The organism is Halomonas korlensis (assembly GCF_900116705.1).
Taxonomy (GTDB): domain Bacteria; phylum Pseudomonadota; class Gammaproteobacteria; order Pseudomonadales; family Halomonadaceae; genus Halomonas; species Halomonas korlensis.
The window spans coordinates 245,027-271,797 of sequence record NZ_FPBP01000003.1; the positions used below are offsets into that span (position 1 = coordinate 245,027).

A 26,771-nucleotide genomic window follows, 5' to 3' on the forward strand; every position below is an offset into this window, starting at 1 on the left:
TGGTATGCAGGCGCCGCCAATACGGTTTACCTGTTTACCGCTAGTCAAGAGGGGACGCGCCTGTTCCTTGTCCGCGATACGATGCAGGGAGCGGTGTGGACAAGGACTCGGCCCCTAGCGCCATGCTTTCTGTTACGCCTGTAAACCGTCCATCCAGACACTGTCGGAGACCCCCGAATGAACACTCCCGCCAAGGCCGTGAAGACTTCACTAGAAGTGCCGCTGCAATTGCCTTCTCGTGATATCTGGGATTCCAAGTATCGCCTCAAGGACCGTCACGGGGATCCCGTGGACAAGGATGTGGACGCGACCTGGGAGCGGGTGGCGCGTGCACTGGCCGCGGTGGAAGGCGATCAGGCCGAGGCCTGGCTCACGAAGTTCCGCTGGGCGCTGGAGAACGGCGCCATCCCCGCCGGGCGCATCATGTCCAACGCCGGCGCCGAAGACTACAAGCCGGCGGTGAGCCTGATCAATTGCACCGTCTCCCGCACCATTCGCGACTCCATGCACGATATCCTCGACTCGGTGGTGGATGCGGGCATGACCCTGAAGGCGGGCTGCGGGATCGGCTACGAGTTCTCGACCCTGCGCCACAAGGGGGCCTTCGTGTTCGGTGCCGGTGCCGGCACCAACGGCCCGCTGGCGTTCATGGATATCTACGACAAGATGTGTTTCACGGTGGCCTCGGCGGGCGGGCGCCGCGGTGCGCAGATGGGCACCTTCGACGTCGGCCATCCCGATGTGCGCGAGTTCATCGAGGCCAAACGCGAGGCCGGCCGGCTGCGCCAGTTCAACCTGAGCCTGCTGATCACCGACGAGTTCATGGAGGCGGTCAAGCACGATACCGACTGGCCGCTGGCGTTCCCGCTGCATGCCGGCGAGAAGGCCGACGTCAAGGAAGACGAGCTGATCTATCGCGACTGGCCGGTGGTCGAGGATGATTACACCGTCGACGAAGAGGGCCGCGTAGCCTGCCGCATCGTCGAGGTGATCAAGGCCCGCGAGCTGTGGGACACCATCATGAAGTCGACCTACGACTTCGCCGAGCCGGGCTTCATCCTGATCGATCAGGTCAATCGCATGAACAACAACTGGTTCTGCGAGGAGATCCGCGCCACCAACCCCTGTGGCGAGCAGCCACTGCCGCCCGAGGGTGCGTGCCTGCTGGGCTCGGTGAACCTGACGCGCTTCGTCATCGATCCCTTCGGCAAGAAGCCGCGCTTCGACTGGGAACGCTACCGCAAGGTGGTGGCCATCTTCACCCGCATGCTCGACAACGTGGTGGAGATCAGCGGCCTGCCGCTCGAGGGCCAGCGTCGCGAGATCGAGGCCAAACGTCGCCATGGCATGGGCTTTCTGGGCCTGGGCTCGACCCTGACCATGCTCAAGATTCCCTACGGCTCGCCCGAGTCGCTGGCCTTCACCGAGGAAGTGAGCCGCAACCTTGCCATCGAGGGCTGGAAACAGGCGCTCGAGCTGTCGCGTGAGAAGGGCATGGCGCCGATTCTCGCCGAGGACGTCGAGCTCACGCCGAAGATGATGCGCGAGCGGCCGGAGCTCAAGCAGGACGGCTACGAGGTTGGCGACAAGGTGCCAGGGCGCATCCTGCTTGCTCGCTACAGCCGCTACATGCAGAAGGTCGCCGAGGTGGCACCGGAACTGGTCGCCTCACTGGCCGAGCATGGCGCGCGCTTCACCCACCACAGCTCGATCGCGCCGACCGGCACCATCTCGCTGTCGTTGGGCAACAATGCCTCCAACGGAATCGAGCCGTCGTTCTCGCACCGCTATTTCCGCAACGTCATCCAGGCCGGCAAGAAGACCAAGGAGCAGGTCGAGGTGTGTTCCTTCGAGTTGGCCGCCTATCGGCACTTCATCGCCGCCGACGCGGTGGAGAGCGACCTGCCCGACTACTTCATCACCGCCGATGCGGTGACGCCACCCCAGCACGTGGCGGTGCAGGCCGCCGCCCAGAGCTGGGTCGACTCGGCCATCTCCAAGACAGTCAACGTGCCGACAGAGTTTGCCTTCGACGAGTTCAAGGATCTGTATCTGGATGCCTACACCAGTAAGCTCAAGGGCTGCACCACCTTCCGCTTCAACCCCGAAGCTTTCCAGGGGGTGCTGGTGCGCGAGGACGACTTGAAGAACACCACCTACGTCTTCGAGCTGGACAACGGCGAGACCGTCGAGCTGACCGGCGACGAGACGGTGATCTATGACGGCGAGGAGCACAATGCGGCCAATCTCTACGACGCGCTGAAGGAAGGAACCTATGGCAAGTGGTAATCGCCCGATCTTTTCCTGCGTCATGAAGACAAGCATTCAAGGAGCCCGCTGATGGCCGTCGAAATCAAGTCCAAGATCGTTTCCTATAGCGTCAAGAAGGCGGTCGAGCCGCCGCCGTTGGCCGATGAGAACCCGCTCACGGTGCGCATTCCCTCGCGCCCCGAGGGCACGCTTGAGGCCGTGTCGGAGAAGATCTCCTACGTGGGCGCCGAAGGGCGCAAGAAGGTCTACCTGCTGGTGTCGTTCATGCCGGTGGAAGGCGTATTGAACGGCAAACGGGTGATCGTCGAGCGCCCGGTGGAGTTCTTCTTCCCCTCCGGCCAGCTCTCCAGCGAGCACCAGTGGATCACCGCCACCATGCGCAGCCTGTCGCTGGCCGCCCGCGGCGGCTACGTCACCCAGGCGGTGGCGGATCTACGCAAGGTGGCCTGGGACAAGGGCCTGGTGCGCTGCGGCATGAATCGCTGGGGCAAGCCGATGTTCCACGATTCCGAGGTCGCGGCCATCGCCTGGTCGATCCAGCAGATCCTCTACCGTCGCGGTTTCCTTGACCAGGACGGCAACCAGGTGCCGGCCGAGGAACTGGTCAGCCGCTACGCCCACCGTCTGACCCACGGCCACCCCTGGCAGCCACCGGCCCATGAAGAGAGCGCCGAGCCCGCTGGTGCCGTGTCCATGATCGGCGGCGGTGAAGCCAGCCGCAAGGAGAAGGGCGACGGCCCTACCGTGGTCGGCCACTGTCCCGAGTGTCGCGGCGAGCTGATCATGATGGACGGCTGCCCGACCTGCTATGCGGGCTGCGGCTGGTCAAAGTGCGGTTGAGTCGAACCTGAGAGTCCGTTACCTCACGGGGCCGCATCGCGCGGCCCCGTGGCGATTCTGGCTGGCTCACCGGCGACATCGCAGCGGTAGCGGACATCGTCCGTCATGGAAATGGCATCGGGTTGATGCATGTCAGTGCTCTCCCTCGCGACCCTGCCAGAATGCACTGTTCTGTGTTTCCGTCTCGTGTGTGCTTGTCAGGAGTGTTTGCCATGTCCTTGCCGCCTCTTCCCTTTTTTTCGGCCATGACCTCGATGGCGCGACCTCCCACTCCGACACGCCTGTTTCGTGTTCTCGATACTCGGGTTCCGCTCGCGCTCAAGCGACGTCTGGTCGAGCCATTGCTCAATCGGACCTTTGCCGTGCCCCTCGAGGAGGGCGAGTTCGATGCCCTGCAGGGACGCCGCATCGCCCTGATAGTAGAAGACCTGGGGATAACCCTGACCCTTGGCCTTGCGGGCAGGCAGATCATGCTCAGCGATGCACCGGGCGAGGCAAGCATCCGCGGAGGCTGGCGCGAATTCCTGTGCCTGGCGACGCGTCACGAGGACCCCGATAGTCTCTTCTTTCAGCGTCGTCTGTCGATAGAAGGTGATACCGAGCTAGGCTTGATGGTCAAGAATCTGCTCGATGGCTGCGAGGAAGGGCTGGCCCAAGGCCGCCTGGGTGAGTGGTTATCGCGTTTTGAGCGCTTCGTCGAGCGCCGACACTGAGACGTTATTCCCTCGTGGCCGGCATGCCAGGGTTGCCATGCCAGTCGCCGCACAGGTCGCGGCTTCCGCCAGCGCTATGTGATCAGAAAACAATGCGCACCGCCCCAGGCCACTCTCATGCCCCGGGGCGGTTGCTTAGTGATCGTGGGAGCCGCTGTTGCCGGCGATCACGTTGTGCACATCCTCGAGGTAATGCACGTAGTGCACATAGTGCTCGACGTACTCACGGCCCTGGTCGGGACTTTCGCCCGCCTGTTGCTTGGCCGCCAGGGTGGCTTCGAAGGCCGAGCGGGCCTCCCGTTCGAACTTGTCGACCACGCGTGCCAGGAAGGCATCGATCTCGCCTTCTTCCAGCGCTGTATCGGCCGCCTGGATCGCAGGGTCGATCTCGCCTGCTGGCTTGACGCCGGTGAAGGGAGCGCCTTCGTAGGCGCGGTGTATCTCTACCAGAGTCGCGAAGAATTGCTGATCGGCCAGTTCCTGGGCGTCGTCGCCGAGCTTTCTCACCTCGAGCGTCTTGTCGAAGGCGCTCGTCAAGGCTGCCCCGTCCGTGGCCGGCACCCATTTCAGCAGCGGGGTGATATCGCCCGAACTCAGTGCCGTTTGCGCTTCCGTGATCACCGGGCCGTCCATGGCGTCGCAATGAGCGAACGCTGGGGTGGCCAGCGACATTGCTAGGGCAGAGGTGGTTGCGATAATCAGCAGGCGCTTGCGAAAAATTGCGGTCATGATGCTGTGCTCCCGTGTGGTGAAAGTATCAGTCGCTGTGCTGCTTGACTGTGCTTCCATGATAGGGAGTCGCAGTGGCCGGGTCGTTCGATAGCGCGCCTTCGTACATTTTTTTATTTTTCGGAAATATAACTGAAATCAACAGGATGCAAGTTCGATCTCGGTCTTCTGAAAGTCGAACCCTAGCCCTGGGCACGATAGGCGCTGGGAGTCATACCGGTGGCCTTCTTGAAGGCCGTGTTGAAGACCGACTTGGAGTTGAAGCCCGCGTCATACATCACCTGCAGGATGGTGGTGCCCGCCTCGGCAGCTTGCAGCTGCCGACAGGCTTCGACGATGCGGTAGTCGCTGACGAATTCAAAGAAATTCTTCTCGAGCCCCTGATTGATGGCTTGTGATAGCTCACGGGTGGGCACGCCAAGCTGCCGGGCCAGCTGCTCCACCGTCAGGTTGGCGTCCAGGTAGGGCCTGGCCTCGACCATGTGGGCCTTGAGACGCTGGAGCAGGGCGTCATCCACTTCTCTGTCTGGCGCGTCCTGTTTGCCATTGCTCTGTGCGAGGCGTGCTTCTTCGGCACTCAGCCCCGAGAAGATAGTGGGCTGGCGCAGGGCGTGTATCAGTAAGTAGTTAATGAACAGAAAACCGGTGATGGCACCGATGGTGGAGACCCACTCGGCGCTGGCATCGCTCTTGAAGACATGGGCGGAGAGACAGTAGAACAGGCTGAGGGTCCAGACGAAGGCATAGCCGATCAGCAACGTGCGCAGCCAGGCCAGTTGCTTGTTCTCGAGATTGGAGAAGAGCTGGCGTACCGTGGTGCCGAAGCGGCCAAGGGCGCGAATGGTGGCCCACAGGTACCCCAGAAAGACCAGATGGATAGCGGCGGCCAGCAGGGGGGAGGTGAGTACGCCCGGGTGGTCGCGACTCAGCAAGATATGCAGCTTGACCTCCGTGGGTTGAAGGTAATACTCCACCAGGAAAATCGCCGACACCACCCAGAACAGCAGGGTATGCACGGCGTGTCTGGGGACCAGGCGGAAGTCGCGATACATCAGCGACTGTGAATACAAATAGAGCAGGCTCGCCTGGAGCAGACCGATTAGCGTACCCAAGTAGGCCAGGTTCGGGTGCTGAAGGGCGACACCGGTGGAATAGAGAAAGACTTCTCCAAGGCCAGCGGCGAAGGTAAGGACACTGGCCGCCAGCAGGCGGTTGCTGGTTAGTCGGAACATTTCCGGCAGCAGCAGGAAGGCGGCCAGGCCCAGCGACTGGATGATGGTGGTGGCCAGAAGAAGGTCAACCAGCGTCAGGTACATGATGGGGCTCGTGTGTGTTTCGATGATTCAGCCGCGCATCGTCTCCCACGTGCCGGAACCGCCGCACCGACCAGAAAAAACGGCTTTACTCAACGGTCAGCCCCACCAGCGGCAGGCGCCTCACTCGGTTCCGGGCGCAGGACCGACCCGATCATGGCGCCAACCCGCGGGTATTGTCCATGCCGGGCCGTCCGTGCCAGTAGCCGTCGCAGATCTCAGCGTCCACCAGCGCCAGCGGGTCGGGGGCGGGAAGCTCGCCGCGTCGGGCCGCATCGAAGGCGCTGACCGCCTCGGCCATGCCTTCGGGCCGGGGGCTCAGGCGGGCGATCCCGACGCCCATCGCGGCCATGTCGCCCACCTCGTGGCGCAGGTCCTGGCAGGCGCCGGAGAGGGTCTGGATACCGTTCAGGGTGAAGACCTGCTGGGATTCCTGGGAGCGCAGCGCCAGCCCCTCGGGGTACTTCTGGCAGACGAACCGGCAGCGGTCCTTGGGCTTCTGGTGGCGCCGTGCGGTGAAGCAGCGCGACGACCAGGCCAGTGGCAAGTGGCCGTAGGCGAACACTTCGCAGGGCTGCTCGAGACCCTGCTCGCGGCAGTCGGCCAGCAGCCGGGCCAGATCGTCCCGCGACATCTCCACCGGAGCCTGCCAGCCTTGCATGCCGGCGCGGGCCAGTACGGCCAGAGTCGCGGGGTTGTAGAGGTTCAGCGCCGCACCGGCGACGAAGGGCAGGCCGGCCGCCAAGAGGCGCTGCACCGCACTCTGGTCATTGGCCTCGACGGTGAACTCGCCGTTGTCGCACAGCTTGCGCAGGTCGCGCAGGTCGGCCTCGGACTCGATCAGGGTCTGGCTGGCCAGCACGACCCGCTTGCCGCTCTGGGCGAGTTCGCGGCCGATACCCAGCCAGTCGTCGAGCTTCATGTCCCGGCGCCGCGAGCAGACGGATTCGCCCAGGGTGACGATCTCGACGGGCCAGTCGGCGGCCTCGCGGTAGAAGTCGGCGTAGTGCTCGCGGGTCCAGTAGAAGAGTACCGGGCCCAGGGACAGCTGGAGCTTGGGGGTGACGGACATGGCGCTCTCTCCTATTTCCAGCGGCGCTCGTAGGCACCCAGGGTGGTGGTGGCGCCCTCGGAGAGCTCGCCGAGACCGGCCATCCAGGTGGGGTCCGGGTGAAAGCGCCCTGGGGCGCGCTCCAGGTGGTCCAGTGCCTGGCGCCAGATGCCGGCGACCTTCGACACATAGGCGGGACTGCGCTGGCGCCCCTCGATCTTCACCGCCGCGATGCCGAGTTCCTGGAGTTCCGGCAGCAGCTCCAGGGTATTGAGGCTGGTGGGCTCCTCGATGGCGTGATAGGTCTCGCCGCCCACCTCGAAGCGGCCCTTGCACAGGGTCGGGTAGCCGGCGCGCTCGCCCTCGGCGTAGCGGTCGATCAGCACACCATTGAGGCGCGATTCCAAGCCCCGTGGGGTCTCCTCCCAGCGCACATGGGCCGCCGGGGAGCAGACGCCGCGGGTATTGGGCGATTCACCGGTCAGGTAAGAGGAGAGATAGCAGCGCCCCTCGGCCATGATGCACAGGCTGCCGAAGGCGAACACCTCGAGCTCCACGGGGCTCTGCCTGGCCAGGTCGCGTACCTGGGTAATGGAAAGCACGCGCGGCAGCACGGCGCGTCTGATGCCGAACTGCTCGTGGTAGAAGCGCAGCGCCTCAAAGCTCGTCGCGGAGCCCTGCACCGAGAGGTGGCGGGCCAGCCCCGGGTGGCGGCGGGCGGCGTAATCGAGCAGCCCCATGTCGGCCATGATCAGCGCGTCGACGCCGAGCTCGGCGGCCTGGTCCACGGCGCGGGTCCACATGGCCCAACCCTCGGGTTGGGGGTAGGTGTTGATGGCGCAGAACACCCGCTTGCCGCGGGCGTGGGCGTAGTCGATGCCCTCCCGGGCGCGCTTGTCGGTGAAATTGAGACCGGCGAATTGGCGGGCGTTGGTGGTGTTCTGGAAGCCGAAATAGACGGCATCGGCCCCTTCGTCCACAGCGCGCTTCAGCGCGGGCAGGTTGCCGGCGGGGCAGACGAGCTCCATGGCGAGCCTCCTTTAGTGGGAATCCCGGCCATGCTAGTCGACTATTCCCCATGGGCTTTTGACTCGCGTCATGGCAACACTGGATTTTGCGGCAGAAGGTCTCATGACCCATGTCAGATAAATTCTATGGCCGGTTCGTTGGATGACGACTGATGGCAGGATCCCGCCTAATCTTGACGTAAGACACTCGTGCGGGTGCCCCGTGGATATTGAGCAACTCTTCGATGAGAGTTATGGACGCGTACTGAGCCGCGAAGTCGGCGGGCAGGGCTTCTTTTCGGCCTTCTATGACCGCTTCCTTGCAGCCTCGCCGGAAGTCGCGGAGAAGTTTCGCTATACCGATATGCCACGTCAGCAGGCCATGCTGAAGAAGGCCTTTTACCATCTGCTGGCCTTCTATGCCTCGAGCCATGCCGATTATTACCTGCATGAGGTGGCAGTCAGTCACAGCCGCGTGCATCTCGACATTCCCCCTCGCCTTTATGACCTATGGCTCGAGACCTTGATAGCGACGGTACGCCGTTTTGATGATCGATTCACCGACGAGGCCGAGCTCGCCTGGCGGCTGGTGATGTCGCCGGGTATCGTCTATATGAAGTTTCATTACGAACGAGAGGATACCTTCGCCCTTTAAACGAGGGTTTTTTCTTTTCTGTGACGACCCTTGGGCTTTTATTCCAACAGCGCGCCGTTATCCTTGAGCGGAATCATTTTTTTCAGCACGTTCTCAAGGAGTCACCATGGCGATTGCCAGTTTTAACGACCTGCTCGACGAAGCGCGCCAGCAGCCCGAAACGCAGCGCCTGCTGTTCGTCTTTACCCGTGCAGAATTGCCGGACCATCCCAGTAAGGAACAGCGTCAACGCTTCGAGCAGGGAGAAGGCGGCGTGCTCACCCCGATGCTGTGCGTCGACAAGACGCCTGACGAGCTCACTGACATGAAAGATCTGGTGGCGGAATCACGAGCGACCGGCGTCGAGTGGGATATCGCCTTCGTGGCTGCCATGGCTGATCTCGGTACTGAACGCGCTGAGCAGCAGCTGGATCGCATGGTGGAGGCGCTCAAGATGGGCAGCATCGAGGCGTATCTCGCTTTCGACCGCGAGGGCGACGTAGTGGGGTTTCATTAAACCGCAGAGGGGTTTCACAAAGCGGGGTTTCAATAACCTCATCCCACCAGTTAACAGTGCACAGCAGTTGAACGTATGGACGGCAGGATGGAAGTTGGGTGACCAACCACAGGTGGCCCGCCATCTCAGTAGGCCCAGACGATCGCCATCAGCACTCCCCACGCCATGACGCCTGCCGCCATCACGGTATAGGTCGTGGACATGGCAACGATATCGTTCTCGCCTCGTTGGCATAGCCCCTGCAGCCCGTGATAGATGAGGCTGCACGAAAGGGCCATCGCCACCAGTGCGGCCAGGGCATTGATCAGCAGGCTGGGAATCAGCAGGACCAACGAGGATGACCAGAGCGGTAGCGGTGCCATGGCAGCGATCAGGTAGGCATCGTGGTAGTTGATCGACATCTCTCCACTGTTGACCACCGAATGGATCAGCCAGCCCATCACGAAGAAGGTCAGCAGCTCGGCCAGGAACAGGATAGTGGTGATGAAGCGCCATTGACGATCACCAAAGCCTGCCATGAACGCGTCGCCATAGTGGGTGCCGGCATAGTAGAGCATGATCGGTGGCAGCAGCGACATGGGTAGCACCACCAGCCAGGCCAAGGCTGGAATCGACCACCCACGCTGCTGGAGTTCCTTCCACCCCACGCTGCGCCTGAACGGTAGAAAGAAGATCGTTGCAACGTTCATAAGCCACCCCTGCCCTGTTCGGGAATAGACGTTTCGAAACCACTACATCATATTGTGATATAGTTAGTCACGGCGGGTGCACCTGTCAAGGTGCGCACTGTCCCCGGGCTTTCGACTGTCGCATCATGGTGGACATGCATGTTGAGAAAAGAAGACTTCGAACGGTTGTCTCACTTTCGTTATCGGCTGCGCTGTTTTCTGCGGGATAGCGAGGATATCTGCCGCCAACATGGCCTGACTCCTTTGCAGTATCAGCTGCTGCTCCACCTGAAAGGGTTCGCGGGCCGCGAATGGGCATCCGTCGGCGAGCTGGCGGAGCGGTTGCAGGCCAAGCATCACGGCACCGTCATGCTGATCGATCGTTGCCAGCAGCTGGGGCTGGTGGAGCGGCACCCCGGCCGGGATGATCGCCGACGCATTGAAGTGCACCTCCTGGCGAAAGGGGCGCGACTGGCCGAACAGATCGCAGAGCGGCATCAACCAGAGCTGCGCCACTTGCAGGACGAGTTCGGCCATCCGGGATGGTCAGAATTACCCTGAAAGCCGCGTAACGCTAAAACGGCAGCGGATGGAAAAGCTGCCTAATGGTAATGACTTGTATAAGCCTCGGGAGCGGTGATTCACATCAGCTTTTTCTGCTCATGAGGCAGCCTGGGAGGTTGCTCCCATGGGTCACGAATCTTTAATAAGCATATTAAAGAATGTTTAACGCCCACCAGGTCAGGTAAAAGGCCTGCCACGTGATGTCGCAGCAGGTCATTAAGCCGGCACATGTTGGGTGAGGGTGATATGCATCAATGTGATCCGGGGCTGATTCTGGTGGAATAAATGCTTGTTTTCATACTCGGAGCGAGAGGATTGATTCACCTTGGTGGTGCCTCTCGCTTCTCAAGGAGACACCATGAGCAATAAGATTCATCAAGACTGGGATCCGCGCGCGGGGAACGTTCTGGATGACCAGATCGCCGCCTACGACGCGATGCGCGGCAGCTGCCCGGTGGCCTTCAGCGACTACCTGCAGTGGTCGCTCTTCCGGCACGAGGACGTGATGCGTGTGCTCGAGGATCACGAGACCTTCAGCAACGCGGCAAGCCGTCACCTCTCGGTGCCCAACGCCATGGATCCGCCCGAGCACACCCGCTTTCGCCGTCTCATCGAGCCCTACTTCGGCCCCAACGCCATGGCCGTTTTCGCGCCACGGTGCCGCGACATTGCCGAGGATGTGGTAGCCCGCCTGCCCATCAATGGTGAGGTAGAGGCAATGGCCAAGATGGGCCAGGATTTCGCCCTTGAGATCCAGTGCGCCTTCATGGGCTGGCCGACCAGCTTGCATGAACCGCTGCGCGCCTGGGTGGAACGCCAGCAATCCGCCACCCTGGCCGGTGACCGCGAGGCGCTGGGCGAGCTGGCGCTGGAGTTCGACGGGGTGATCCGCGAGCAGTTGCAGAGCCGCCGGAAGGCGGGTGACGCCGCCCCGGATGACGTCACCACCCGGATCATGAACGAAACGGTGGAGGGTCGTGCGCTCACCGACGAGGAGATCGTCAGCATCCTGCGTAACTGGACGGTGGGGGAGCTTGGCACCATCTCGGCGAGTATCGGCATCCTGATGCACTACCTGGCGGCCAATCCTGAGTTTCAGGCCCGGTTGCGCGCCGAACCATCGCTACTGCCGGCGGCGATCGACGAGATCCTGCGCCTCGACGCGCCGTTGATGTCCAATCGCCGCATTACCACCCGCCCGGTGGAGATCGGTGGCCGGCGACTGGCAGCCGGCGAACGCCTGACGATCCTGTGGGGCTCGGCCAACCGCGACGAGGCGGTGTTCGGCGACCCTGACGAGGTGCGCCTGGACCGCGACCCGCAGGACAACCTGCTCTACGGCGCCGGCATTCATGTCTGCCCCGGCGCCCCGCTGGCGCGCATGGAACTTCACTTGTTCATGGAGGCGCTGCTGGACACCACCGTCGAGCTGGCGCCGGTAACGGAGCGCCCCGCGGTACGTGCCCTGTATCCCGCCGGCGGCTATTCCGAGGTGCCGTTGAGAGTCCGTACTCGCAAGCTTGCTGGAAAAACGCCTTGAACGTGTCCCGATATAAAAGGGTTCATGCCGGTGTCAGGTAAGCATGCTGGTGTCAGGTAAATAGGGGCGCTCGCCATGCGGCCAAGCGCCTCGCAGGAAGGTCATGGCGTGGGAATACCCTCGGGCCTGGCATCGCAGAGGGGGCAGAAATCAGCCTGTTCCCCCGCCCCCAGCTGCAATCCGGCTCGTCCCTCGGCGATCTGTCGATAGAGTTTCTGGAAGCCGGGGCTACCTTCGGCGGGGGTCTTCAAGGAGACCTCCAGTTCCATGTTGTCGAGCTCGGCAGCCGATAGGGATGTCTCGAGCATCGGGAAGACTCGATGGTTCTCGGTATGCAGGTGATGATGGTAGAGCTCACTGAAGGCGCGGGCGAGGCTCAAGGTGGTGAAGTCCATTTCGGCTTCTGACGCGTTACCGAGATTCCTGGCCTTGTTTTCAAGCTCACGGCCGTAGATATCGATTCGACGATGTTCTTCGATCAGTACCTCGAGGATCTCGTGGCTTTCGGGGTGACGTTCGGCCAGTCGTTTGAACAATTGATCTTCCACCCGATGATGCCATTCTCCTGGCTGCTCGGTCAGGTAGTGGAACAGCTGGGCCAGAAGCGAATAATCGGGAACTTCTTCGCAGGCCGCGATATGCAACTGTCGGTCGAGGATGCACAGCAATGCCTCGTAGCGATAGTGGTCGGCGTGCAGGCGTTCAAGGAGAATGGCTTTCATGATGGATCTCCATGAGGCGCCGCCTTCGTGCTGGCGACGCGTCTCGGGTGGTGGTCCGTAGGCCAAGCCGCTAGATGGCCCGTTCGAACAGCAGGTTGTTTTCCAGATGAATGTGTTGCATCAGGTCGTCGCGAAACTCGCGCAGCCCGGTGTAGAGCGCGCGCCAGGTGGTACAGGCCCCCTTCGGCGGAGTGATATCGTCGGTCAACGCCATCAACTGGCCGAGATGTTCGCCATGGTCGTCGTGCTCCTGACGCATCACCGCGATAGGACCCTGGACTCGGTCAACTGTGTTCTGGCGCAGCAGCGGGAAGAGGATCTGCTCTTCCTTTTGCATATGACTTTCCATTTCCTGATGGAGCGTGGTGAGCAGGTCGGCCAGGCCGTTGGGGCAGGTATCGCGTTCGCCGTGGACCTGCTCGACGCGACGGGCCATGCGAACCAGTTCGGGCAGCTGTTGGCGATGGACATCGTGGTAGCGGGTGAGGATATGTTCGATCAGCGCCTCGTTGCTGGCCGATGACCAGTCGCGCTCGTCGCTTACACCTTGCGACAGCGCCTCGAGCTCGGCGACCAGCGCCTCGGGGATCAGACCCGCGCGCTCGGCGGCCTCGCCCAGGCTAATACGCCCACCGCAGCAGAAGTCGATATTGTGGTCGCGGAATACCCGAGTCGCGCCGGGCATGGTCAGGGCGGTACGGCCGACGGTCTGTTCGATCAGGCTCATACAGGAATTCCTTCTTGGGGGGATGTGGGTGATGCTTATTACCTCTCTAGCAAGGAGCGTGCCAGCGTCGAGCGCTCGTATTCACGAAGGCTGGCTTGCGTTAAGGTAAAAAGCACCCGGGCAAAGTAGGGTAGTTAAAACCCTGGAAGGTAAATAACACCATGCTCGATGAAACCCTGTTGGCGGACCTGGTCGCCGACCTGCCCAGCGCGGTGCGACTGCAGCGCCTGGTGCGTACTCTCCGCGAGGGTTTTCGCTGCGGCGCCGTCTGCCTGTTACGCCTGGAGGAGAACGCCCTGGTGCCGGTAGCCCTGGATGGCCTGGTGCGTGAAGCGCTGGGGCGCCGCTTCCAGGTGGCCCAGCACCCGCGCCTCGCCACCATCCTGGCCAGCCGGCGCACCACGCTCTTCCCGCCGGATGCCAGCCTGCCGGACCCCTATGACGGGTTGGTGGAGCAGCAGCCCGGGCAGCCCCTGCACGTGCATGATTGCATGGGCATCAGCCTGCATGTAGAAGGCGCGCCCTGGGGCGTGCTGACCCTGGATGCGTTGGAGGCCGGGACCTTCGATGCCACCGACCGCGTCGCCCTGGAGCGCTATGCGCTGCTGGCCGAGGCGGCGGTACGGGTCAGTCGCCTGGAGCGGGACCTGCGTGCCCTGCGCATGGCCCGGGAGGACACCGGCCTGCCCCTGGCGGCACCCGAGGCGCGCGACATCCTCGGCCACAGCGCCATGCTTCAGCGGCTGCTGCGCGAGTTGGACGTAGTGGCGGCATCTGACCTGCCGGTGCTGCTGGCGGGGGAAACAGGCGTGGGCAAGGAGCTCTTCGCCCACCGCCTGCACCGCCGCTCTGCCCGGCACAAGGCACCGATGGTGCAGGTCAACTGCGCCGCGCTGCCCGAGTCGCTGGCCGAGAGCGAACTCTTCGGCCATGTAAAAGGGGCCTTCTCCGGCGCCACCGCCGGGCGTGCCGGCCGCTTCGAGACAGCCGACGGCGGCACCTTGTTTCTCGATGAGGTGGGCGAGCTGCCGCTGCCTGTCCAGGCCAAGCTGCTGCGTGCCCTGCAGGAAGGCGAGGTGCAGCGCCTGGGCGAGGATACCCCACGCCGCGTCGACGTGCGGATCATCGCCGCCACTAACCGGCTTCTGGCCGACGGGGTCCGTGAGGGCCATTTCCGTGCCGACCTCTATCATCGGCTGTCGGCCTATCCGGTGGCGATCCCGCCACTGCGCGAGCGGGGCAGCGACGTACTGGTGCTGGCCGGGCACTTCCTGGAGATCAACCGCGCCCGGCTCGGGGTACGCAGCCTGCGTCTCTCGCCGCAGTCCGAGGCGGTGCTACTGGCCTACGCCTGGCCGGGCAACGTGCGCGAGCTGGAACACGTGATCAGCCGCGCGGCGATCAAGGCGCTCAGCCGGGGCGCACGGCGCGACGATATCATCACCCTGGTGCCCGAGTGGCTCGACCTGCCTGCCCCGGTGGAACCGGCCTTGGTGGAACCGACCTTGGAGAAAAAAGGCGAAGTCGCTGCGCTGGCACCGGAGCGGGGTGAGAAATCCGCTCCGCCTGGCCTGCGCGAGCGGGTGGAGCAGACCCAGCGCCAGGCGATCCGCGAGGCCCTGGACGCCTGCGAAGGGAGTTGGGCGGCGGCCGCACGACGCCTGGAGATAGACCCGAGCAACCTGCACAAGCTGGCCCGGCGGCTGGGGGTGAAGTCGTGCCGCCGTCACATCATGAGTTGACCGGGAACAGCGCAGAATGACAACGGCTGACAGGTGGCGCGCAGCGCAATACGTGTCCTGAAATGCTACCGCCGCGGCATCGGCGTGGAAGGGGGAGGTGAGCCATGAGGTTCTGGAGCAGGCGACTGGGGCAGGCGCTGGCGGTGCTCGTTGGTGTCGCCGTGGGCGTGGCGCTGCTGGTCGTTTTCGTGGCCAACCGCCAGGCCCCCGAGCGTGAGGAGACGGCGGCCCCCGCCGCCCCGGTCAGGACCGTCGAGGCCCGACTTCTGGACTTCCGCCTGGAAGCCCGTGGTCATGGGGTGGCGCGCCCCGCCGAGACCTGGCAGGCGGTGGCCAATGTGGCGGGGCGCGTCATCGAGCGCCACTCGGGGCTGGAAAGTGGCACTCTGTTGCCCGAGGGCACCCTGCTGGTGGCGCTGGACCCCAGCCGTTATGAGTTGGCTATCGCCGAGGCCGAGGCGGAGCTGGCCAGCCTGACCGGCGAGCTGGCCCAGCTCGCGGTCGAGAAGGAGAATAGCGGCCGCCTGCTGGCGCTGGAGCATGAGGCGCTCGGCCTGGCCGAGCAGGAGCTGGCACGCGTCGAGCGCCTGGCGTCCAGCGGCTCGGTATCTACCTCGCGGCGTGACGAACAGCGACGCAGCACCCTGGGCCAGCGCCAGGCGGTGGCCGTCCTGGAAAACACCCTGGCGCTGATGCCTGCCAGGCGTGAGGTGCTCGTGGCCCAGCGCGAGCGGGCCGCTGCGCACCTGGCCCAGGCCCGGGAAGATCTTGCAGATACGCGCATCAAAGCGCCCTATGACTTGCGTCTGGGTGAGGTGGCGGTGGAGCGCCACCAGTTCGTCGGCGTCGGCCAACGGCTGTTCGAGGCCGATAGCCTCGAGGCTGCCGAGGTGGAAGCGCACATTCCCATCGCCATGATGCGCCGCCTGCTGGGCGCGATTGCCCCTGCCGAGATTCCTGTGGGTGCCCTGGACCTCAGCGAGCGTCTCGACCTCACCGCCATCGATGCTGAGCTGGCGCTGGTCGGCGCCGAGGGCGTGAGCTGGTCGGGACGGCTGGTGCGCGTGGCCAGCGGGCTGGACCCGGCCACCCGCACGGTGCGTGCCGTGGTCATGGTTGACAATCCCTGGCGCGATGCCCGGCCACCGGACCGCCCGCCCTTGCAGCGCGACATGTACGTGCGTGCGCGGCTTTCTTTAGCGAGCCCCGAGCCACGCCTGTCGATACCGGCCAGTGCGGTGCACCAGGGTGAGGTGTGGCTGGTGGATGGCGAGTCACGCCTCGAGCGGCGCGCGGTGAGCGTGGCCTTCGAGCAGGGCAACCTGGCGGTGATCGCGGCCGGCCTCGAGCCCGGCGAACGGGTGGTGGTGGATGACCTGCCCGCGGCGATCGCCGGGATGGCGCTTGAGCCACGTCGCGACGAGGCCCTGGAGGCGCGAGTCGCCGAGCAGGCGCTGGGCCAGGGACACGAGGAAGCCCGGCCATGATCCGCTGGTTCGCCGCCCACCCCACCGCCGCCAACCTGCTGCTGGTGCTGCTGCTCGCCGCCGGTCTCTTCACCGCCCCGTCGCTCAAGCGCGAGACCTTCCCCGACTACCGCCCGGTGGAGGTGAGTGTCGAGGTGGTCTACCGCGGGGCCAGCGCCGCCGACGTCGAGGATGCCGTCTGTCGACGCCTGCACGAGGCGGTAAAGGGCGTGGAGTTCCTCGACGAGTTCGTCTGCGTGGCCCAGGACAACCTGGCCAGCGCCACCGCCACCCTGCAGGCCGGCGGCGATCCCCTGCGCTTTCTCGGCGAGATCGACACCGAGGTCGGTGCCATCAGCGAGTTTCCGGCCCGGGCCGACCCGCCGGTGGTGCGCGAGCTGCACCGCAGCGACGCGGTGGCGGCGGTCGCGGTATCTTCCGACATGCCCGCCGGCCAGCTCGAGGAGTACGCCCTGCGCTTGGAAGAGCGCATCATGGCGCTGCCCGGCGTGGCGGATGTGGCGATCCACGGCATGTCCCAGCGCCAGTGGCAGGTGGAGGTGCCCGGCGAGGTGCTCGGCCAGCACGGCCTCTCGGCCCGCGAGCTGGCGCGGCGGATCTCGGCCCAGAGCCTGGACCTGCCGCTGGGCACCCTGGAGACCCCCGAGCGCGAACTCCTGCTGCGCTTCACCGACCAGCGTCGCTCGCTCGCCGAACTGTCGCGCCTGGTGGTGATGTCGGACCCGGCCGGCGGCGAACTGACCCTGGGCGATATCGCCACCCTGACCGAGACCGGCGAACGCGAGGAGGAGAAGCTTCGCTTCAACGGCGAACCGGCGCTGGTGCTGGAGGTGAGCAAGAGCCTGCGCGACGACGCCCTGGCGGTGAAGGAGCGACTCGAGGGGCTGATCGAGGCCGAGCGCCGCCGCTTCGATGATGGCATCACGCTGACCCTGACCCAGGACATGACCGGCATTGTCCGCGACCGCCTGCAGATGCTGGTGGCCAACGGCCTCATGGGGCTGGCGCTGGTGGTGCTGGTGATGAGCCTGTTCTTCCGCCCCCGCCTGGCGCTGTGGGCGGTGCTGGGGCTGCCCGCGGCCTTCATGGGCGCCTTCCTGGTGATGGGGCTCGCCGGCCTCTCGCTCAACATGATCACCCTGGTGGCGCTGCTGATGGCCATCGGCATCGTCATGGACGATGCCATCGTGATCACCGACAACATTGCCGCCCACGCCGGGGAGAGCGCCACGCCGCTGGAGGCGGTGGTGGCGGGGACCCGCCAGGTGCTGCCCGGGGTGCTGTCGTCGTTCCTGACCACTGCCGCGGTGTTCGTGCCGCTCTCCTTTCTGGCCGGCGAGCTGGGGGCGGTGCTGGAGGTGCTGCCGGTGGTGCTGATCGCCGCGCTGGCGGCGAGCCTTGTCGAGGCGTTCTGGATCCTGCCCCATCATCTCAAAGGAAGTCTCAAGGGCAGCGTGAAACTCCTGCAGCAGGGCCATGAGTCCCGTTTTCGCACCACCTTCGACCGCGGCTTCGAGCGCTTCCGCGAGGCCGTGGGGCGGCTGGCCGACCGAGCGATCCGCTTCCGCCATCTGGTGCTGGGGGCGGTGCTGGCCGTGATGCTGGCCTCCGTCGGCTTTATGGCCGGTGGCCACGTCGGCAGCGAGGCGATGCCCGACATCGACGGCGACGTGCTGGAGGCACGCATCCTGATGCCCCAGAGCACGCCGCTCGAGCGCACCGAGGCGGTGGCCGCGCGCATCGAGACGGCGATGCGCGAGCTCGATGAACGCCATTCGCCCGGGCAGCCGGGGGGCGCGGCGCTGGTCGAGGCAATCCAGGTGCGCTTCAACCACAACCTCAGCGCCCGGGAGGCGGGGCCCCACGTGGCCACGGTCAGCGTCGACCTGCTCACCGCCGAGCGGCGCACCATGACCCTGGATGCGCTGACCGCCGAGTGGCGGGAAGCGATCGGCGATATCCCCGGGGTGCAGCGCCTGATCATCCAGGAGCCGGGGTTCGGCCCCGCCGGGGTGCCCGTGGAGGTGCGCCTGGCCGGCGAGGACCTCGCCGCCATGAAGGCGGCGGCACTCGAGCTGGCCACGCGCCTCGAGGGCTATTCGGCGGTCTACAACGTCATGGATGATCTGCGCCTGGGCAAGCCCCAGCGCGCCTACTCGCTGGCCTCGGGTGCCCACGGCCTGGGGCTCACCGCCGAGGAGGTGGCGAGCCAGCTGCGCGCCGGCCTGCTCGGCGAGATCGCCGATACCCAGCGCATCGGCGAGCAGGAGATCGAGGTACTGGTGCGTCAGGCCGAGGCCGACCGCGACGGCCTCGACGACCTGGCCGACCAGACCCTGATGCTACCCGACGGCAGCCGGGTGCCGCTCTCGGTGGTGACCGAGGTGGCTGAGCGCCGCGACTGGGCGCGCATCACCCGCATCGACGGGCGGCGCACCGTCATCGTCGAGGCCAACGTGGACGCCCGCCAGGCCAGTGGCCAGGCCATCGTCGACGACCTCGTCGGCAGCGGCTGGCTGGCCGACTTCGAGGCACGCCATCCCGAGGTGGCAGTCACCTTCGAGGGGCAGGTAGCCAGCTCCGCCGAGACCGGCGGCTCCATCGCCCGCGGTTTGCTGATCGGCCTGGTGGGGGTCTTCGTGGTCCTCTCCTTCCAGTTCCGCAGCTACGTGGAGCCGCTGATCGTCATGCTCTCGATTCCACTGGCCTTCATCGGCGCCATCTGGGGGCACGTGATCATGGGCTACTACCTCTCCATGCCCTCGCTGATCGGCGCCGCCTCGCTGGCCGGTATCGTGGTCAACAACGCCATCCTGCTGATCCACTTCATCAAGACGCACCGCGAGCGAGGCATGGACGCGGCAGCGGCCGCGGGGCAAGCCTGCCGCGACCGGCTGCGCGCCATCCTGATCTCCTCCACCACCACCATCGCCGGCCTCGCGCCGCTGCTGGCCGAGACCAGCAGCCAGGCGGATGCCATCAAGCCGCTGGTCATCGCCGTGGTCTTCGGCCTGCTCAGCGCCACCCTGCTGGTGCTGCTGGTCATCCCGGCCCTTTACGTGCTGTTCGACGACTGGGGCTGGACCCACAGGGCGCCCGCCGAGGCGTAGCGACATCGGTTGGGGCCGGCCGGCCCCGCCTTGACCATGTGACGGCACAGGCTATCTTTAAAGATGTACTTTTTTTGCATCTTATAAACCCGGCAAGAGGATGTGCCCCATGGATCAATACTTAGGAGGCCGCATGACGCCCATCAATAGCCATGTTGCAGGCAAGATCACCGGTGCCCTGATGCTGGCTGCCTCACTCTTGCTGGGCAGCGTTGCCCTGGCGGATGAACATGAAGCGGAGGGTTCCGGCGAGACCTGGCTGCCGAGCCTGATGACCGAGACGCCGCAGGAGGGCTTTGCCCTGGCGGTGACGCTTTCTCAGAAGGGGGTGGGGATCACCCAGCCCGACGCCGAGGTACGCAAGGCGAAGCGCTCCGAGTATGCCGAGAATCCCGACAGTCTGATTGCGGTTTCCCACGTCATTGCCACCCACTTCCAGACCGTTGCCGCGGCCAACGACTACTGGCGTGAGTGATGCGCCTCGAGGCGCACCGGCGGCGCATTCAGGGCCCTATCAAGGGCCGAATCAAGGAAAGCTTAGATGATCAAGGTGCAGCTCTACCGTTACCATCCTGAACTCGATGAACGTCCCAGGATGGAAACGCGGGAGGTGGATGAACGCTTCCGCAAGGCCATGGTGCTCGACGTGCTCGAGCACCTCAAACAGCAGGATGCCTGCCTGGCTTATCGGCGCTCCTGCCGGGAAGGGGTGTGCGGCTCCGATGGCATGAATATCAATGGCAAGAACGGCCTGGCCTGCATTACTTCGGTGGAGGAGGTGCTGGGACGCGGCGATACCCTGACGCTGCGTCCGCTACCGGGCATGCCGGTCATCCGCGACCTGGTCGTGGATCAGAGCCTGTTCTTTCGGCAGTTCGAGAAGATTCGCCCTTGGCTGATCAATGATGATCCCCCCGCAGCGACGGAACGGCGGCAAAGCCCTGAGGACCGCGAGAAGCTCGATGGCCTCTACGAGTGCATCCTCTGCGCCTGCTGCAGCTCGGCCTGTCCCTCTTGGTGGTGGAACCCGGACAAGTACATCGGTCCGGCCGGCCTGATCCAGGCCTACCGTTTCCTGATCGACAGCCGCGATACCGCCACCGAGGCGCGCCTGGCCGAGCTCGATGACCCTTTCAGCGTGTTTCGCTGCCGCCAGATCGCCAACTGCACCTGGGTGTGTCCCAAGGGGCTCAATCCCATGCGCGCCATCGGCCACATCAAGGCAATGCTGCTGGCGCGCGGCAGCTGAGCACGGCACGCCCCCACGCGGTACTGGCCATGAGGGGGCAGTACTGGCCATGAGGGGCGCGAGGAGCCAGCCGCTGCTAGCTCGCTGCCCCAGCCAAGAACCTACAGCCCTGTGCGATGAGCCCGGTCGGTAAAGAAGATACCACTGGGTGACTCGCTCGGAAGCCGCGCAACCTCCTCCAGCGTCCGCGTGTCGTAGACCACCACCCGGTCGCTGTCGCGGGCCGATATCCATACCTGCCCACCCCTGGGCGTGAACTCCATGTGCAGCACCGCCTCGCCGGGCGAGAGGGTGGCGATGACCTGGCGGCGCTCGGTATCGATTACCTGCACCACTCCATTGTCCGGGTGAGCGAAGTTGACCCATACCTGGCGCTCGTCCGGGCGGGTCATCACGAAGATCGGCTGGCCGTGAACCGGGATGCGCTCTACCAGCGACCAGTCGTCAGTGTCGGCGATCAGCACCTCGTGGCGGCCCACCGCCGGCAGCCAGGCTTCGCCACCCGTCATCGCCCAGCCTTCCAGATGGGGCATCTTGTAGACCGGCAGGCGCTCCTCACCGCGCCCGTAGTCGGAAAGTATGCGCTGCACGCCTTCCTCGGGGTGCCAGAGGTCGAGCAGCGCCAGGCCGTCCTCGCCGAACAGCCCGGCGATGTAGTAGCGCCCGTTGGGGCCGATCAGGGCGTCGTAGGGCGCCTCGCCGATATCGGTGAAGCGGGTCACTTCGGGCGCCTCGCCGTTCATGTCGATGACGTGAATCTCACCGGCCTCGAACAGGCTGTAGACGAAGCGATTGCCGGGGGCGTCCACCAGGCCCACCACCTTGGAGCGCTGTTCCTCGCCGTTCACGTCGCGGTACGTCGCCGGAATCTCCGCTACCTCCTCGAGGGTTTCACTGTCGAACACTTTCACACCGCCCGGTTCGTAGTTGGCCACCGCCACCAATGAGCCATCCTGGGAGATGGCGCCGCCGATGCTGTTGCCGGACTGCATTACCCGGTGGGTGATCTCGCCAGTGAGCAGGTCGACCCGGCTCAACCCCCCGTCACGACCGAACACGAAGGCGTAGCGGGCATCACGGGAAAACTTTACCGAGGCGTGGGAGAGATCGCCCAGCCCCTCCACCCGATCGAGGATTCGGTGGTGGCTGGTGTCTACCACCGCCAGGCTACCGGTGGCGCGCTCGACGATCACGCCGAGGTCACCGGTGCCGCGCAACTCCGCGTTCGGGGTCACCTGGCAGCCGGCCAGCAAGGCAAGTAGTGAGAAGGTAACGAGGGGCTTGCGAAGGGCGAGGGGAATCATGGCCATTGCGTGTTGGGTCATCGAGTTGCTCACTCATCCAAGGGGTTGTCGTTCTGCAGGTGATCGGCGAGCCAGCGGGCCTCTTCCTCGGTCAGCAGCCCTTTCCAGCCAGGCATGGCGGTACCGGGAATGCCGTGGAGGATCAATGCGGCCAGGCCGTCTTGGCTATAGGCGTTCATGCGCGACGTCGGCAGCGCCGGGCCCAGCCCGCCGCGCAGCGTCATGCCATGGCAGGAGCCGCAGTCCTGGTAAAGCAGGGTCTCGAGCTCCTGTACTCGCTCGGCGGTGAGCGAGTCGTCGGCCAGGAGGGTGACCGGCAACCAGCAGAGCGCGAGCAGCAAACGGCGGGGGGCGGGCAGGGGCATGGTATCTCCTCGAATGCTTCGACGGTCCCGGTGTCGCGATTGGCCCTAGTGTCCTCGCTGGCGGCCGGATATGCCTTGACGGGGGTCAAAGCATTTCCCTGAAGGGTCCATGAAGCATGATCTTTTCAGGCTCGCAATGTCTGTTTGGCGGTGGGGCCGAGACACTTTGACGTAGATCAATCTTGCCAAGGAAAGCGGTATGAAACCCGTTAAAGATGCAGGAAATATGCGCATTATTAGACCACGCTCTGCGGAGGGAGGTCATCGGCTATGCGGCGCCGGCTGGCCGTCCGACAAACGACAACAACGACTCGCCCTGACCTGGCGATAGCGTATTCAAGGATCACCACGAGGTGGAACGATGATGAAAAAAGACTGGTATCTCAAGCCCCTGGCAGTGGCGGTCACTACCGTCGCGCTGGGAATCGGCGCGGTACAGGCTCAGCAGCACGAGAGCGTCGATGAGTCGGAGGCAGCGTATCGGGGTACGGACTCCCCCGTGGACCCTGCCTCGGCCAAGACCGTACGTACTCCCGGCGCCCCGGATCTGACCGACGAGGAGTTCGAAAAGGCCAAGGAGATCTATTTCCAGCGTTGCGCGGGCTGCCACGGCGTGCTGCGCCAGGGGGCTACCGGAAAAGCGCTGACCACCGATATCACCCAGGAGCGGGGTATTGAGTATCTCAAGGCGTTCATCAACTTCGGCTCGGCGGCCGGCATGCCCAACTGGGGCACCTCGGGCGATCTGACCGATGAAGAAATCGAGCTGATGGCCAAGTACATCATGCACGAGCCGCCCCAACCGCCTGAATTCGGCCTGGCCGATATGAAGGATACCTGGGAGGTGCTGGTCGCTCCCGAGGATCGCCCCACCGAGCAGATGAACGATCTGGATATCGAGAACCTGTTCTCGGTTACCCTGCGTGATGCCGGTCAGATCGCGCTGATCGATGGCGACTCCAAGGAGATCGTCAAGATCCTCGACACCGGTTATGCGGTACACATTTCACGGATGTCCGCCTCGGGTCGTTACCTGTTCGTCATTGGTCGCGACGCCAAGGTCGACATGATCGACCTGTGGATGGAGGATCCGGAGATCGTCGCCTCCATCAAGATCGGCATGGAGGCGCGCTCCGTCGAGACCTCCAAGTTCGAGGGCTACGAGGACGATCTCGCCATCGCCGGCGCCTACTGGCCGCCCCATTACGTGATCATGGATGGCGAGACCCTGGAGCCGAAGAAGATCGTCAGCACCCGCGGGATGACTGTCGGCACCCAGGAGTATCACCCCGAACCCCGCGTGGCGGCCATCGTCGCCTCCCACCAGCACCCCGAGTTCATCGTCAACGTCAAGGAAACCGGCAAGGTCCAGTTGGTCAATTACGAGAACCTGGACGCCCTCTCCATGGTGGAAATCGATACCTCGCGCTTCCTGCACGATGGCGGTTGGGACGGCTCGGGTCGTTACTTCATGACCGCGGCCAACGAGTCCAACCAGATCGTGGTCATCGACGCAAAGGATCGTGATCTCGAGGCGATCGTCGATGTGGGCGAGATTCCGCATCCGGGCCGCGGCGCCAACTTCGAGGATCCCGAGCATGGGCCGGTATGGGCGACCAGCCATCTGGGTGACGCCACCATCCAGCTGATCGGTACCGACCCCGAAGGGCATCCCGATAATGCCTGGAAAGTGGTGCGCACCCTGGACGGTCAGGGAGGCGGCTCGCTGTTCATCAAGACCCATCCGGAGTCCGACAATCTCTACGTCGACACCGCACTCAACCCCAGCGAGGACATCAGCCAGAGCGTGGCGGTCTTCGACATCAACGACCTGGAAGCCGGCTACGAGGTGCTGCCGATCGCCGAGTGGGCCGATGTGGGCGAGGGGCCCAAGCGCGTCGTGCAGCCGGAGTACAACCAGGCCGGGGACGAGGTGTGGTTCTCGGTGTGGAATACCATGGACGAGACCTCCGCACTGGTGATCGTGGATGACGAGACACGTGAGCTGAAGCACGTGATCAAGGACGAGCGTCTGGTCACGCCGACCGGTAAGTTCAATGTGATCAATACTCAGAAAGATATCTACTGATCGGGAAACGGCGGCGGGCCTCTCGGGGCCCGCCCGCCTATCCAACGCATAAGTGAGCTGTGCCGATGCATTGCCATCCCCGAGACTTCGATAGCCTGGATCGAGGCCTGATCGACATCTACCAGCGCGGCCTGCCGGTCTGCAACCGTCCCTTTCTCAGCGTGGCCGAGCGCCTGGGCACCTCCGAGACCGAGGTGATTGCGCGCCTGGAGCGCCTGCTGTCACTGGGCGTGCTCAGTCGTGTGGGACCGGTGTTCGACCACGCCAGGGCCGGCGCCAGCCTGCTGGCGGCGGTGGCCGTTCCGGAGGAGACGCGCGATGCCTTCGCAGAGCTCATCAATGCCGCCCCCGGCGTCAACCACAACTATGCACGCGAGCATGACTATAACCTCTGGTTCGTGATGACCGCGCCGGACGAGCCCGAGCTCGAGGCGCGGCTGGATGCGCTGGAGGCCCGACTGGGCGTGCCGATGCTGCGGCTGCCGATGCTCGAGGGCTATCACATCGACCTGTCGTTCCCCATCCCCTGGGCCGAACTGGAGTGCACATGAGTGCCGCGACCCCACTGCCCCTCGATGCCGTCCGCTCGCGCGACGAGCCGGCCGCCCACCGCCGCCTACGGGCCCTGCTTGAGCAGGGAATGCCACTCACCCCGCGGCCTTGGCAGACCCTGGCCGAACAGGCCGGCATGGCCGAGGAACAGGTAATGGCCTGCGTGCGTCGTTGGCAGGCCGAGGGCATGATCAAGCGTCTGGGGCTGGTGGTGCGCCATCGTCGCCTGGGTATCCAGGCCAATGCCATGATGGTGTGGGACGTACCGGACGAGCAGGTCGAGGAGATAGGCCGGCGGCTCGCCCAGGAGGCTGCAGTAACGCTTTGCTACCGCCGTCCGCGGCGCTTGCCCGAGTGGCCCTACAACCTGTTCTGCATGATTCACGGCGCCCGCCGCGAGCGGGTACTGGCCGAGCTCGCGATGATCGTCGAGCGTCTGGACCTGGGCGAGCTCGAGCACCGGGTGCTGTTCAGCACCCACGCCTACCGCCAGTGCGGCGGTCGCTACGTGGGGGAGGGGGCGATATGACACTCGACGACCTGGACGGCGTGGATCGACGCTTGCTCAACCGCTTGCAGGACGGCCTGCCGTTGGTAGCGCGCCCCTATGCGGCGGTAGCCGAAGAGCTGGGTATCGCCGAGGGCGATCTGCTTAATCGTCTGGAGCGCCTGCGCGAGGGTGGGATACTTAGCCGTTTTGGGCCTATGTACCACGCCGAGCGCCTGGGTGGCGGCTTGACACTGGCGGCGCTGGCGGTACCCGAGTCAGACTTCGAGCGCGTCAGCGAGGCGGTCAATGCCTTCCCCGAGGTGGCCCACAATTACCGCCGTGAGCACGAACTCAACATGTGGTTCGTGCTGGCCACCGAGACACCCTCGCGTATCAAAGAGGTGATCGAAGAGGTCGAGGAGGCGACGGGACTTCCCGTTTACAACATGCCCAAGGAAGAGGAATTCCATGTCCGTCTCCACTTGCCCGTCTAGACCTGCCGAGGATAGCGACCTCGAGAATCGCGACGCCCAACAAGGTGATGTCCGGGAACTCGACGCCACCGATCGCGCCATCGTGCTCGCCACCCAGGCCGGCCTGCCGCTGGTCCCCGATCCCTGGGGCGCGGTGGGCCGCGAGGTGGGCATGAGCGGTGAGGAGGTGCTCGAGCGTATTCAAGCCATGCAGGCGTGTGGCGTGATCCGCCGAGTCGCGGCGGTGCCCAATCATTATCGGCTCGGCTACGTGGCCAACGGCATGACGGTGTGGAACGTCGACGACGCCCACATCGAGCGCCTGGGCCGCCAGGTCGCCGCCATTCAAAGCGTCAGCCATTGCTACCGCCGTCCGCGCCACCTGCCCCACTGGCCCTACAACCTGTTCGCCATGCTCCACGGCCGCAGCCGCGACGAGGTCGAGCGCCAGGCAGAGGAACTGCGTGAGCGCCTGGGTGACGCGTGCCGTGGCCACCGCATCCTCTACAGTTCACGCATTCTCAAGAAGACTGGGCTGCGCCTGGCCGCGGCTCCATCGAATACCCAACGGCGCGGTTGAGCCGTGTCCCTGGACTGCCACCCAGCAGGAGAAC

The 26,771-nt window shown here is 64.6% G+C and carries 26 protein-coding genes; 17 read left to right on the plus strand and 9 right to left on the minus strand.

Features of this window, described 5'->3' with window-relative positions; translation table 11 throughout:
- Positions 1-177: 177 nt before the first annotated feature.
- The 3 genes from BM341_RS05885 (at position 178) to ubiT (ending at position 3,824) form a co-directional block, all read left to right on the plus strand.
- On the plus strand, positions 178-2,289 hold the full coding sequence (locus tag BM341_RS05885) for an adenosylcobalamin-dependent ribonucleoside-diphosphate reductase (protein ID WP_089793884.1): 2,112 nt from the start codon (positions 178-180) through the stop codon (positions 2,287-2,289).
- A 51-nt stretch (positions 2,290-2,340) separates the two neighbouring features.
- Positions 2,341-3,111 (plus strand): ribonucleoside-diphosphate reductase, encoded by a 771-nt coding sequence (locus tag BM341_RS05890; RefSeq protein WP_089793887.1) that lies wholly within the window; start codon positions 2,341-2,343, stop codon positions 3,109-3,111.
- 212 nt (positions 3,112-3,323) lie between these two features.
- Positions 3,324-3,824 carry a ubiquinone anaerobic biosynthesis accessory factor UbiT gene (ubiT, locus tag BM341_RS05895; protein WP_245784182.1) on the plus strand — a complete coding sequence of 167 codons (501 nt, stop codon included), beginning with the start codon at positions 3,324-3,326 and terminating at the stop codon, positions 3,822-3,824.
- 135 nt (positions 3,825-3,959) lie between these two features.
- Here the strand turns inward: ubiT and BM341_RS05900 are convergent, their stop codons facing one another.
- The 4 genes from BM341_RS05900 to ubiU form a co-directional block, all read right to left on the minus strand.
- On the minus strand, positions 3,960-4,553 hold the full coding sequence (locus BM341_RS05900; protein ID WP_089793889.1) for a DUF6448 family protein: 594 nt from the start codon (positions 4,551-4,553) through the stop codon (positions 3,960-3,962).
- Between the two features lie 182 nt (positions 4,554-4,735).
- On the minus strand, positions 4,736-5,869 hold the full coding sequence (locus BM341_RS05905) for a helix-turn-helix domain-containing protein (protein ID WP_089793892.1): 1,134 nt from the start codon (positions 5,867-5,869) through the stop codon (positions 4,736-4,738).
- Between the two features lie 151 nt (positions 5,870-6,020).
- Positions 6,021-6,938 carry a U32 family peptidase gene (locus BM341_RS05910; RefSeq protein WP_089793894.1) on the minus strand — a complete coding sequence of 306 codons (918 nt, stop codon included), beginning with the start codon at positions 6,936-6,938 and terminating at the stop codon, positions 6,021-6,023.
- Positions 6,939-6,949: 11 nt separating this feature from the next.
- Entirely contained in the window at positions 6,950-7,945 is a 996-nt protein-coding gene (gene ubiU, locus BM341_RS05915) for a ubiquinone anaerobic biosynthesis protein UbiU (RefSeq protein WP_089793896.1), read from the minus strand.
- A gap of 202 nt (positions 7,946-8,147) precedes the next feature.
- Here ubiU and BM341_RS05920 point away from each other — a divergent pair, with 202 nt between their 5' ends.
- Both BM341_RS05920 and BM341_RS05925 read left to right on the plus strand, forming a co-directional pair.
- The gene (locus BM341_RS05920) at positions 8,148-8,579 is read left to right on the plus strand and encodes a globin (RefSeq protein WP_089793897.1); all 432 of its coding nucleotides are present in this window, start codon (positions 8,148-8,150) and stop codon (positions 8,577-8,579) included.
- Between the two features lie 106 nt (positions 8,580-8,685).
- Positions 8,686-9,075: a ribonucleotide reductase subunit alpha gene (locus BM341_RS05925; RefSeq protein ID WP_089793899.1), complete on the plus strand. Its 390-nt coding sequence runs from the start codon at positions 8,686-8,688 to the stop codon at positions 9,073-9,075.
- Between the two features lie 125 nt (positions 9,076-9,200).
- Here BM341_RS05925 and BM341_RS05930 read toward each other — a convergent pair whose 3' ends face one another.
- Positions 9,201-9,764, minus strand: coding sequence for a Yip1 family protein (locus tag BM341_RS05930; RefSeq protein ID WP_089793901.1), 564 nt, complete (start codon positions 9,762-9,764; stop codon positions 9,201-9,203).
- A gap of 138 nt (positions 9,765-9,902) precedes the next feature.
- Here BM341_RS05930 and BM341_RS05935 point away from each other — a divergent pair, with 138 nt between their 5' ends.
- Positions 9,903-10,304, plus strand: coding sequence for a MarR family winged helix-turn-helix transcriptional regulator (locus BM341_RS05935; RefSeq protein ID WP_089793903.1), 402 nt, complete (start codon positions 9,903-9,905; stop codon positions 10,302-10,304).
- 361 nt (positions 10,305-10,665) lie between these two features.
- Positions 10,666-11,847: a cytochrome P450 gene (locus BM341_RS05940; protein ID WP_089793905.1), complete on the plus strand. Its 1,182-nt coding sequence runs from the start codon at positions 10,666-10,668 to the stop codon at positions 11,845-11,847.
- 101 nt (positions 11,848-11,948) lie between these two features.
- Here the strand turns inward: BM341_RS05940 and BM341_RS05945 are convergent, their stop codons facing one another.
- Both BM341_RS05945 and ytfE read right to left on the minus strand, forming a co-directional pair.
- On the minus strand, positions 11,949-12,569 hold the full coding sequence (locus tag BM341_RS05945; protein ID WP_089793907.1) for a hemerythrin domain-containing protein: 621 nt from the start codon (positions 12,567-12,569) through the stop codon (positions 11,949-11,951).
- A 70-nt stretch (positions 12,570-12,639) separates the two neighbouring features.
- The gene (gene ytfE / locus BM341_RS05950; RefSeq protein WP_089793909.1) at positions 12,640-13,296 is read right to left on the minus strand and encodes an iron-sulfur cluster repair protein YtfE; all 657 of its coding nucleotides are present in this window, start codon (positions 13,294-13,296) and stop codon (positions 12,640-12,642) included.
- Positions 13,297-13,457: 161 nt separating this feature from the next.
- Between ytfE and norR the strand changes: the two genes are divergently transcribed.
- The 5 genes from norR to BM341_RS05975 all read left to right on the plus strand — a co-directional run bounded on the left by norR (position 13,458) and on the right by BM341_RS05975 (position 20,884).
- A complete protein-coding gene (norR, locus tag BM341_RS05955) occupies positions 13,458-15,038 on the plus strand; it encodes a nitric oxide reductase transcriptional regulator NorR (protein WP_089793910.1) in 1,581 nt (526 codons plus the stop codon).
- Positions 15,039-15,142: 104 nt separating this feature from the next.
- The gene (locus tag BM341_RS05960) at positions 15,143-16,525 is read left to right on the plus strand and encodes an efflux RND transporter periplasmic adaptor subunit (RefSeq protein WP_089793912.1); all 1,383 of its coding nucleotides are present in this window, start codon (positions 15,143-15,145) and stop codon (positions 16,523-16,525) included.
- Positions 16,522-19,635, plus strand: coding sequence for an efflux RND transporter permease subunit (locus BM341_RS05965; protein ID WP_089793915.1), 3,114 nt, complete (start codon positions 16,522-16,524; stop codon positions 19,633-19,635). The genes BM341_RS05960 and BM341_RS05965 overlap by 4 nt, the downstream gene beginning before the upstream one ends.
- A gap of 133 nt (positions 19,636-19,768) precedes the next feature.
- Positions 19,769-20,110, plus strand: coding sequence for a hexameric tyrosine-coordinated heme protein (locus BM341_RS05970; protein ID WP_217646177.1), 342 nt, complete (start codon positions 19,769-19,771; stop codon positions 20,108-20,110).
- A 69-nt stretch (positions 20,111-20,179) separates the two neighbouring features.
- Complete coding sequence (locus BM341_RS05975; RefSeq protein WP_281246486.1) at positions 20,180-20,884, plus strand: succinate dehydrogenase iron-sulfur subunit; 705 nt, start codon at positions 20,180-20,182, stop codon at positions 20,882-20,884.
- 101 nt (positions 20,885-20,985) lie between these two features.
- Here the strand turns inward: BM341_RS05975 and BM341_RS05980 are convergent, their stop codons facing one another.
- Entirely contained in the window at positions 20,986-22,209 is a 1,224-nt protein-coding gene (locus BM341_RS05980) for a cytochrome D1 domain-containing protein (RefSeq protein WP_281246482.1), read from the minus strand.
- Positions 22,210-22,217: 8 nt separating this feature from the next.
- Positions 22,218-22,553 carry a c-type cytochrome gene (locus BM341_RS05985; protein WP_089793919.1) on the minus strand — a complete coding sequence of 112 codons (336 nt, stop codon included), beginning with the start codon at positions 22,551-22,553 and terminating at the stop codon, positions 22,218-22,220.
- A gap of 361 nt (positions 22,554-22,914) precedes the next feature.
- On the opposite strand from BM341_RS05985, the gene BM341_RS05990 reads away from it, so the two are divergent.
- The 5 genes from BM341_RS05990 (at position 22,915) to ahbB (BM341_RS06010) (ending at position 26,737) form a co-directional block, all read left to right on the plus strand.
- Positions 22,915-24,642 (plus strand): nitrite reductase, encoded by a 1,728-nt coding sequence (locus BM341_RS05990; protein ID WP_089793921.1) that lies wholly within the window; start codon positions 22,915-22,917, stop codon positions 24,640-24,642.
- Between the two features lie 65 nt (positions 24,643-24,707).
- Positions 24,708-25,193, plus strand: a complete 486-nt coding sequence (locus BM341_RS05995; protein ID WP_089793923.1) for an AsnC family transcriptional regulator — start codon at positions 24,708-24,710, stop codon at positions 25,191-25,193.
- On the plus strand, positions 25,190-25,723 hold the full coding sequence (gene ahbB / locus BM341_RS06000; RefSeq protein WP_175507806.1) for a siroheme decarboxylase subunit beta: 534 nt from the start codon (positions 25,190-25,192) through the stop codon (positions 25,721-25,723). The genes BM341_RS05995 and ahbB (BM341_RS06000) overlap by 4 nt, the downstream gene beginning before the upstream one ends.
- Positions 25,720-26,178, plus strand: a complete 459-nt coding sequence (locus tag BM341_RS06005) for an Lrp/AsnC family transcriptional regulator (RefSeq protein ID WP_089793925.1) — start codon at positions 25,720-25,722, stop codon at positions 26,176-26,178. Before ahbB (BM341_RS06000) ends, BM341_RS06005 begins: the two co-directional genes overlap by 4 nt.
- Positions 26,153-26,737: a siroheme decarboxylase subunit beta gene (gene ahbB / locus BM341_RS06010; RefSeq protein ID WP_139232980.1), complete on the plus strand. Its 585-nt coding sequence runs from the start codon at positions 26,153-26,155 to the stop codon at positions 26,735-26,737. Before BM341_RS06005 ends, ahbB (BM341_RS06010) begins: the two co-directional genes overlap by 26 nt.
- Positions 26,738-26,771: the final 34 nt, after the last annotated feature.

Coding starts and splice junctions, on each gene's coding strand:
- BM341_RS05995 (WP_089793923.1), top strand. CDS start 24,708: ATGCATTGCCATCCCCGAGACTTCGATAGCCTGGATCGAGGCCTGATC.
- BM341_RS05900 (WP_089793889.1), bottom strand. CDS start 4,553: ATGACCGCAATTTTTCGCAAGCGCCTGCTGATTATCGCAACCACCTCT.
- ubiT (WP_245784182.1), top strand. CDS start 3,324: ATGTCCTTGCCGCCTCTTCCCTTTTTTTCGGCCATGACCTCGATGGCG.
- BM341_RS05965 (WP_089793915.1), top strand. CDS start 16,522: ATGATCCGCTGGTTCGCCGCCCACCCCACCGCCGCCAACCTGCTGCTG.
- BM341_RS05890 (WP_089793887.1), top strand. CDS start 2,341: ATGGCCGTCGAAATCAAGTCCAAGATCGTTTCCTATAGCGTCAAGAAG.
- ahbB (WP_175507806.1), top strand. CDS start 25,190: ATGAGTGCCGCGACCCCACTGCCCCTCGATGCCGTCCGCTCGCGCGAC.
- ubiU (WP_089793896.1), bottom strand. CDS start 7,945: ATGGAGCTCGTCTGCCCCGCCGGCAACCTGCCCGCGCTGAAGCGCGCT.
- BM341_RS06005 (WP_089793925.1), top strand. CDS start 25,720: ATGACACTCGACGACCTGGACGGCGTGGATCGACGCTTGCTCAACCGC.
- BM341_RS05945 (WP_089793907.1), bottom strand. CDS start 12,569: ATGAAAGCCATTCTCCTTGAACGCCTGCACGCCGACCACTATCGCTAC.
- BM341_RS05960 (WP_089793912.1), top strand. CDS start 15,143: ATGAGGTTCTGGAGCAGGCGACTGGGGCAGGCGCTGGCGGTGCTCGTT.
- BM341_RS05930 (WP_089793901.1), bottom strand. CDS start 9,764: ATGAACGTTGCAACGATCTTCTTTCTACCGTTCAGGCGCAGCGTGGGG.
- BM341_RS05935 (WP_089793903.1), top strand. CDS start 9,903: ATGTTGAGAAAAGAAGACTTCGAACGGTTGTCTCACTTTCGTTATCGG.
- BM341_RS05910 (WP_089793894.1), bottom strand. CDS start 6,938: ATGTCCGTCACCCCCAAGCTCCAGCTGTCCCTGGGCCCGGTACTCTTC.
- BM341_RS05885 (WP_089793884.1), top strand. CDS start 178: ATGAACACTCCCGCCAAGGCCGTGAAGACTTCACTAGAAGTGCCGCTG.
- BM341_RS05925 (WP_089793899.1), top strand. CDS start 8,686: ATGGCGATTGCCAGTTTTAACGACCTGCTCGACGAAGCGCGCCAGCAG.
- BM341_RS05985 (WP_089793919.1), bottom strand. CDS start 22,553: ATGCCCCTGCCCGCCCCCCGCCGTTTGCTGCTCGCGCTCTGCTGGTTG.
- BM341_RS05980 (WP_281246482.1), bottom strand. CDS start 22,209: ATGACCCAACACGCAATGGCCATGATTCCCCTCGCCCTTCGCAAGCCC.
- norR (WP_089793910.1), top strand. CDS start 13,458: ATGCTCGATGAAACCCTGTTGGCGGACCTGGTCGCCGACCTGCCCAGC.
- BM341_RS05970 (WP_217646177.1), top strand. CDS start 19,769: ATGACGCCCATCAATAGCCATGTTGCAGGCAAGATCACCGGTGCCCTG.
- ahbB (WP_139232980.1), top strand. CDS start 26,153: ATGTCCGTCTCCACTTGCCCGTCTAGACCTGCCGAGGATAGCGACCTC.
- BM341_RS05905 (WP_089793892.1), bottom strand. CDS start 5,869: ATGTACCTGACGCTGGTTGACCTTCTTCTGGCCACCACCATCATCCAG.
- BM341_RS05990 (WP_089793921.1), top strand. CDS start 22,915: ATGATGAAAAAAGACTGGTATCTCAAGCCCCTGGCAGTGGCGGTCACT.
- BM341_RS05940 (WP_089793905.1), top strand. CDS start 10,666: ATGAGCAATAAGATTCATCAAGACTGGGATCCGCGCGCGGGGAACGTT.
- ytfE (WP_089793909.1), bottom strand. CDS start 13,296: ATGAGCCTGATCGAACAGACCGTCGGCCGTACCGCCCTGACCATGCCC.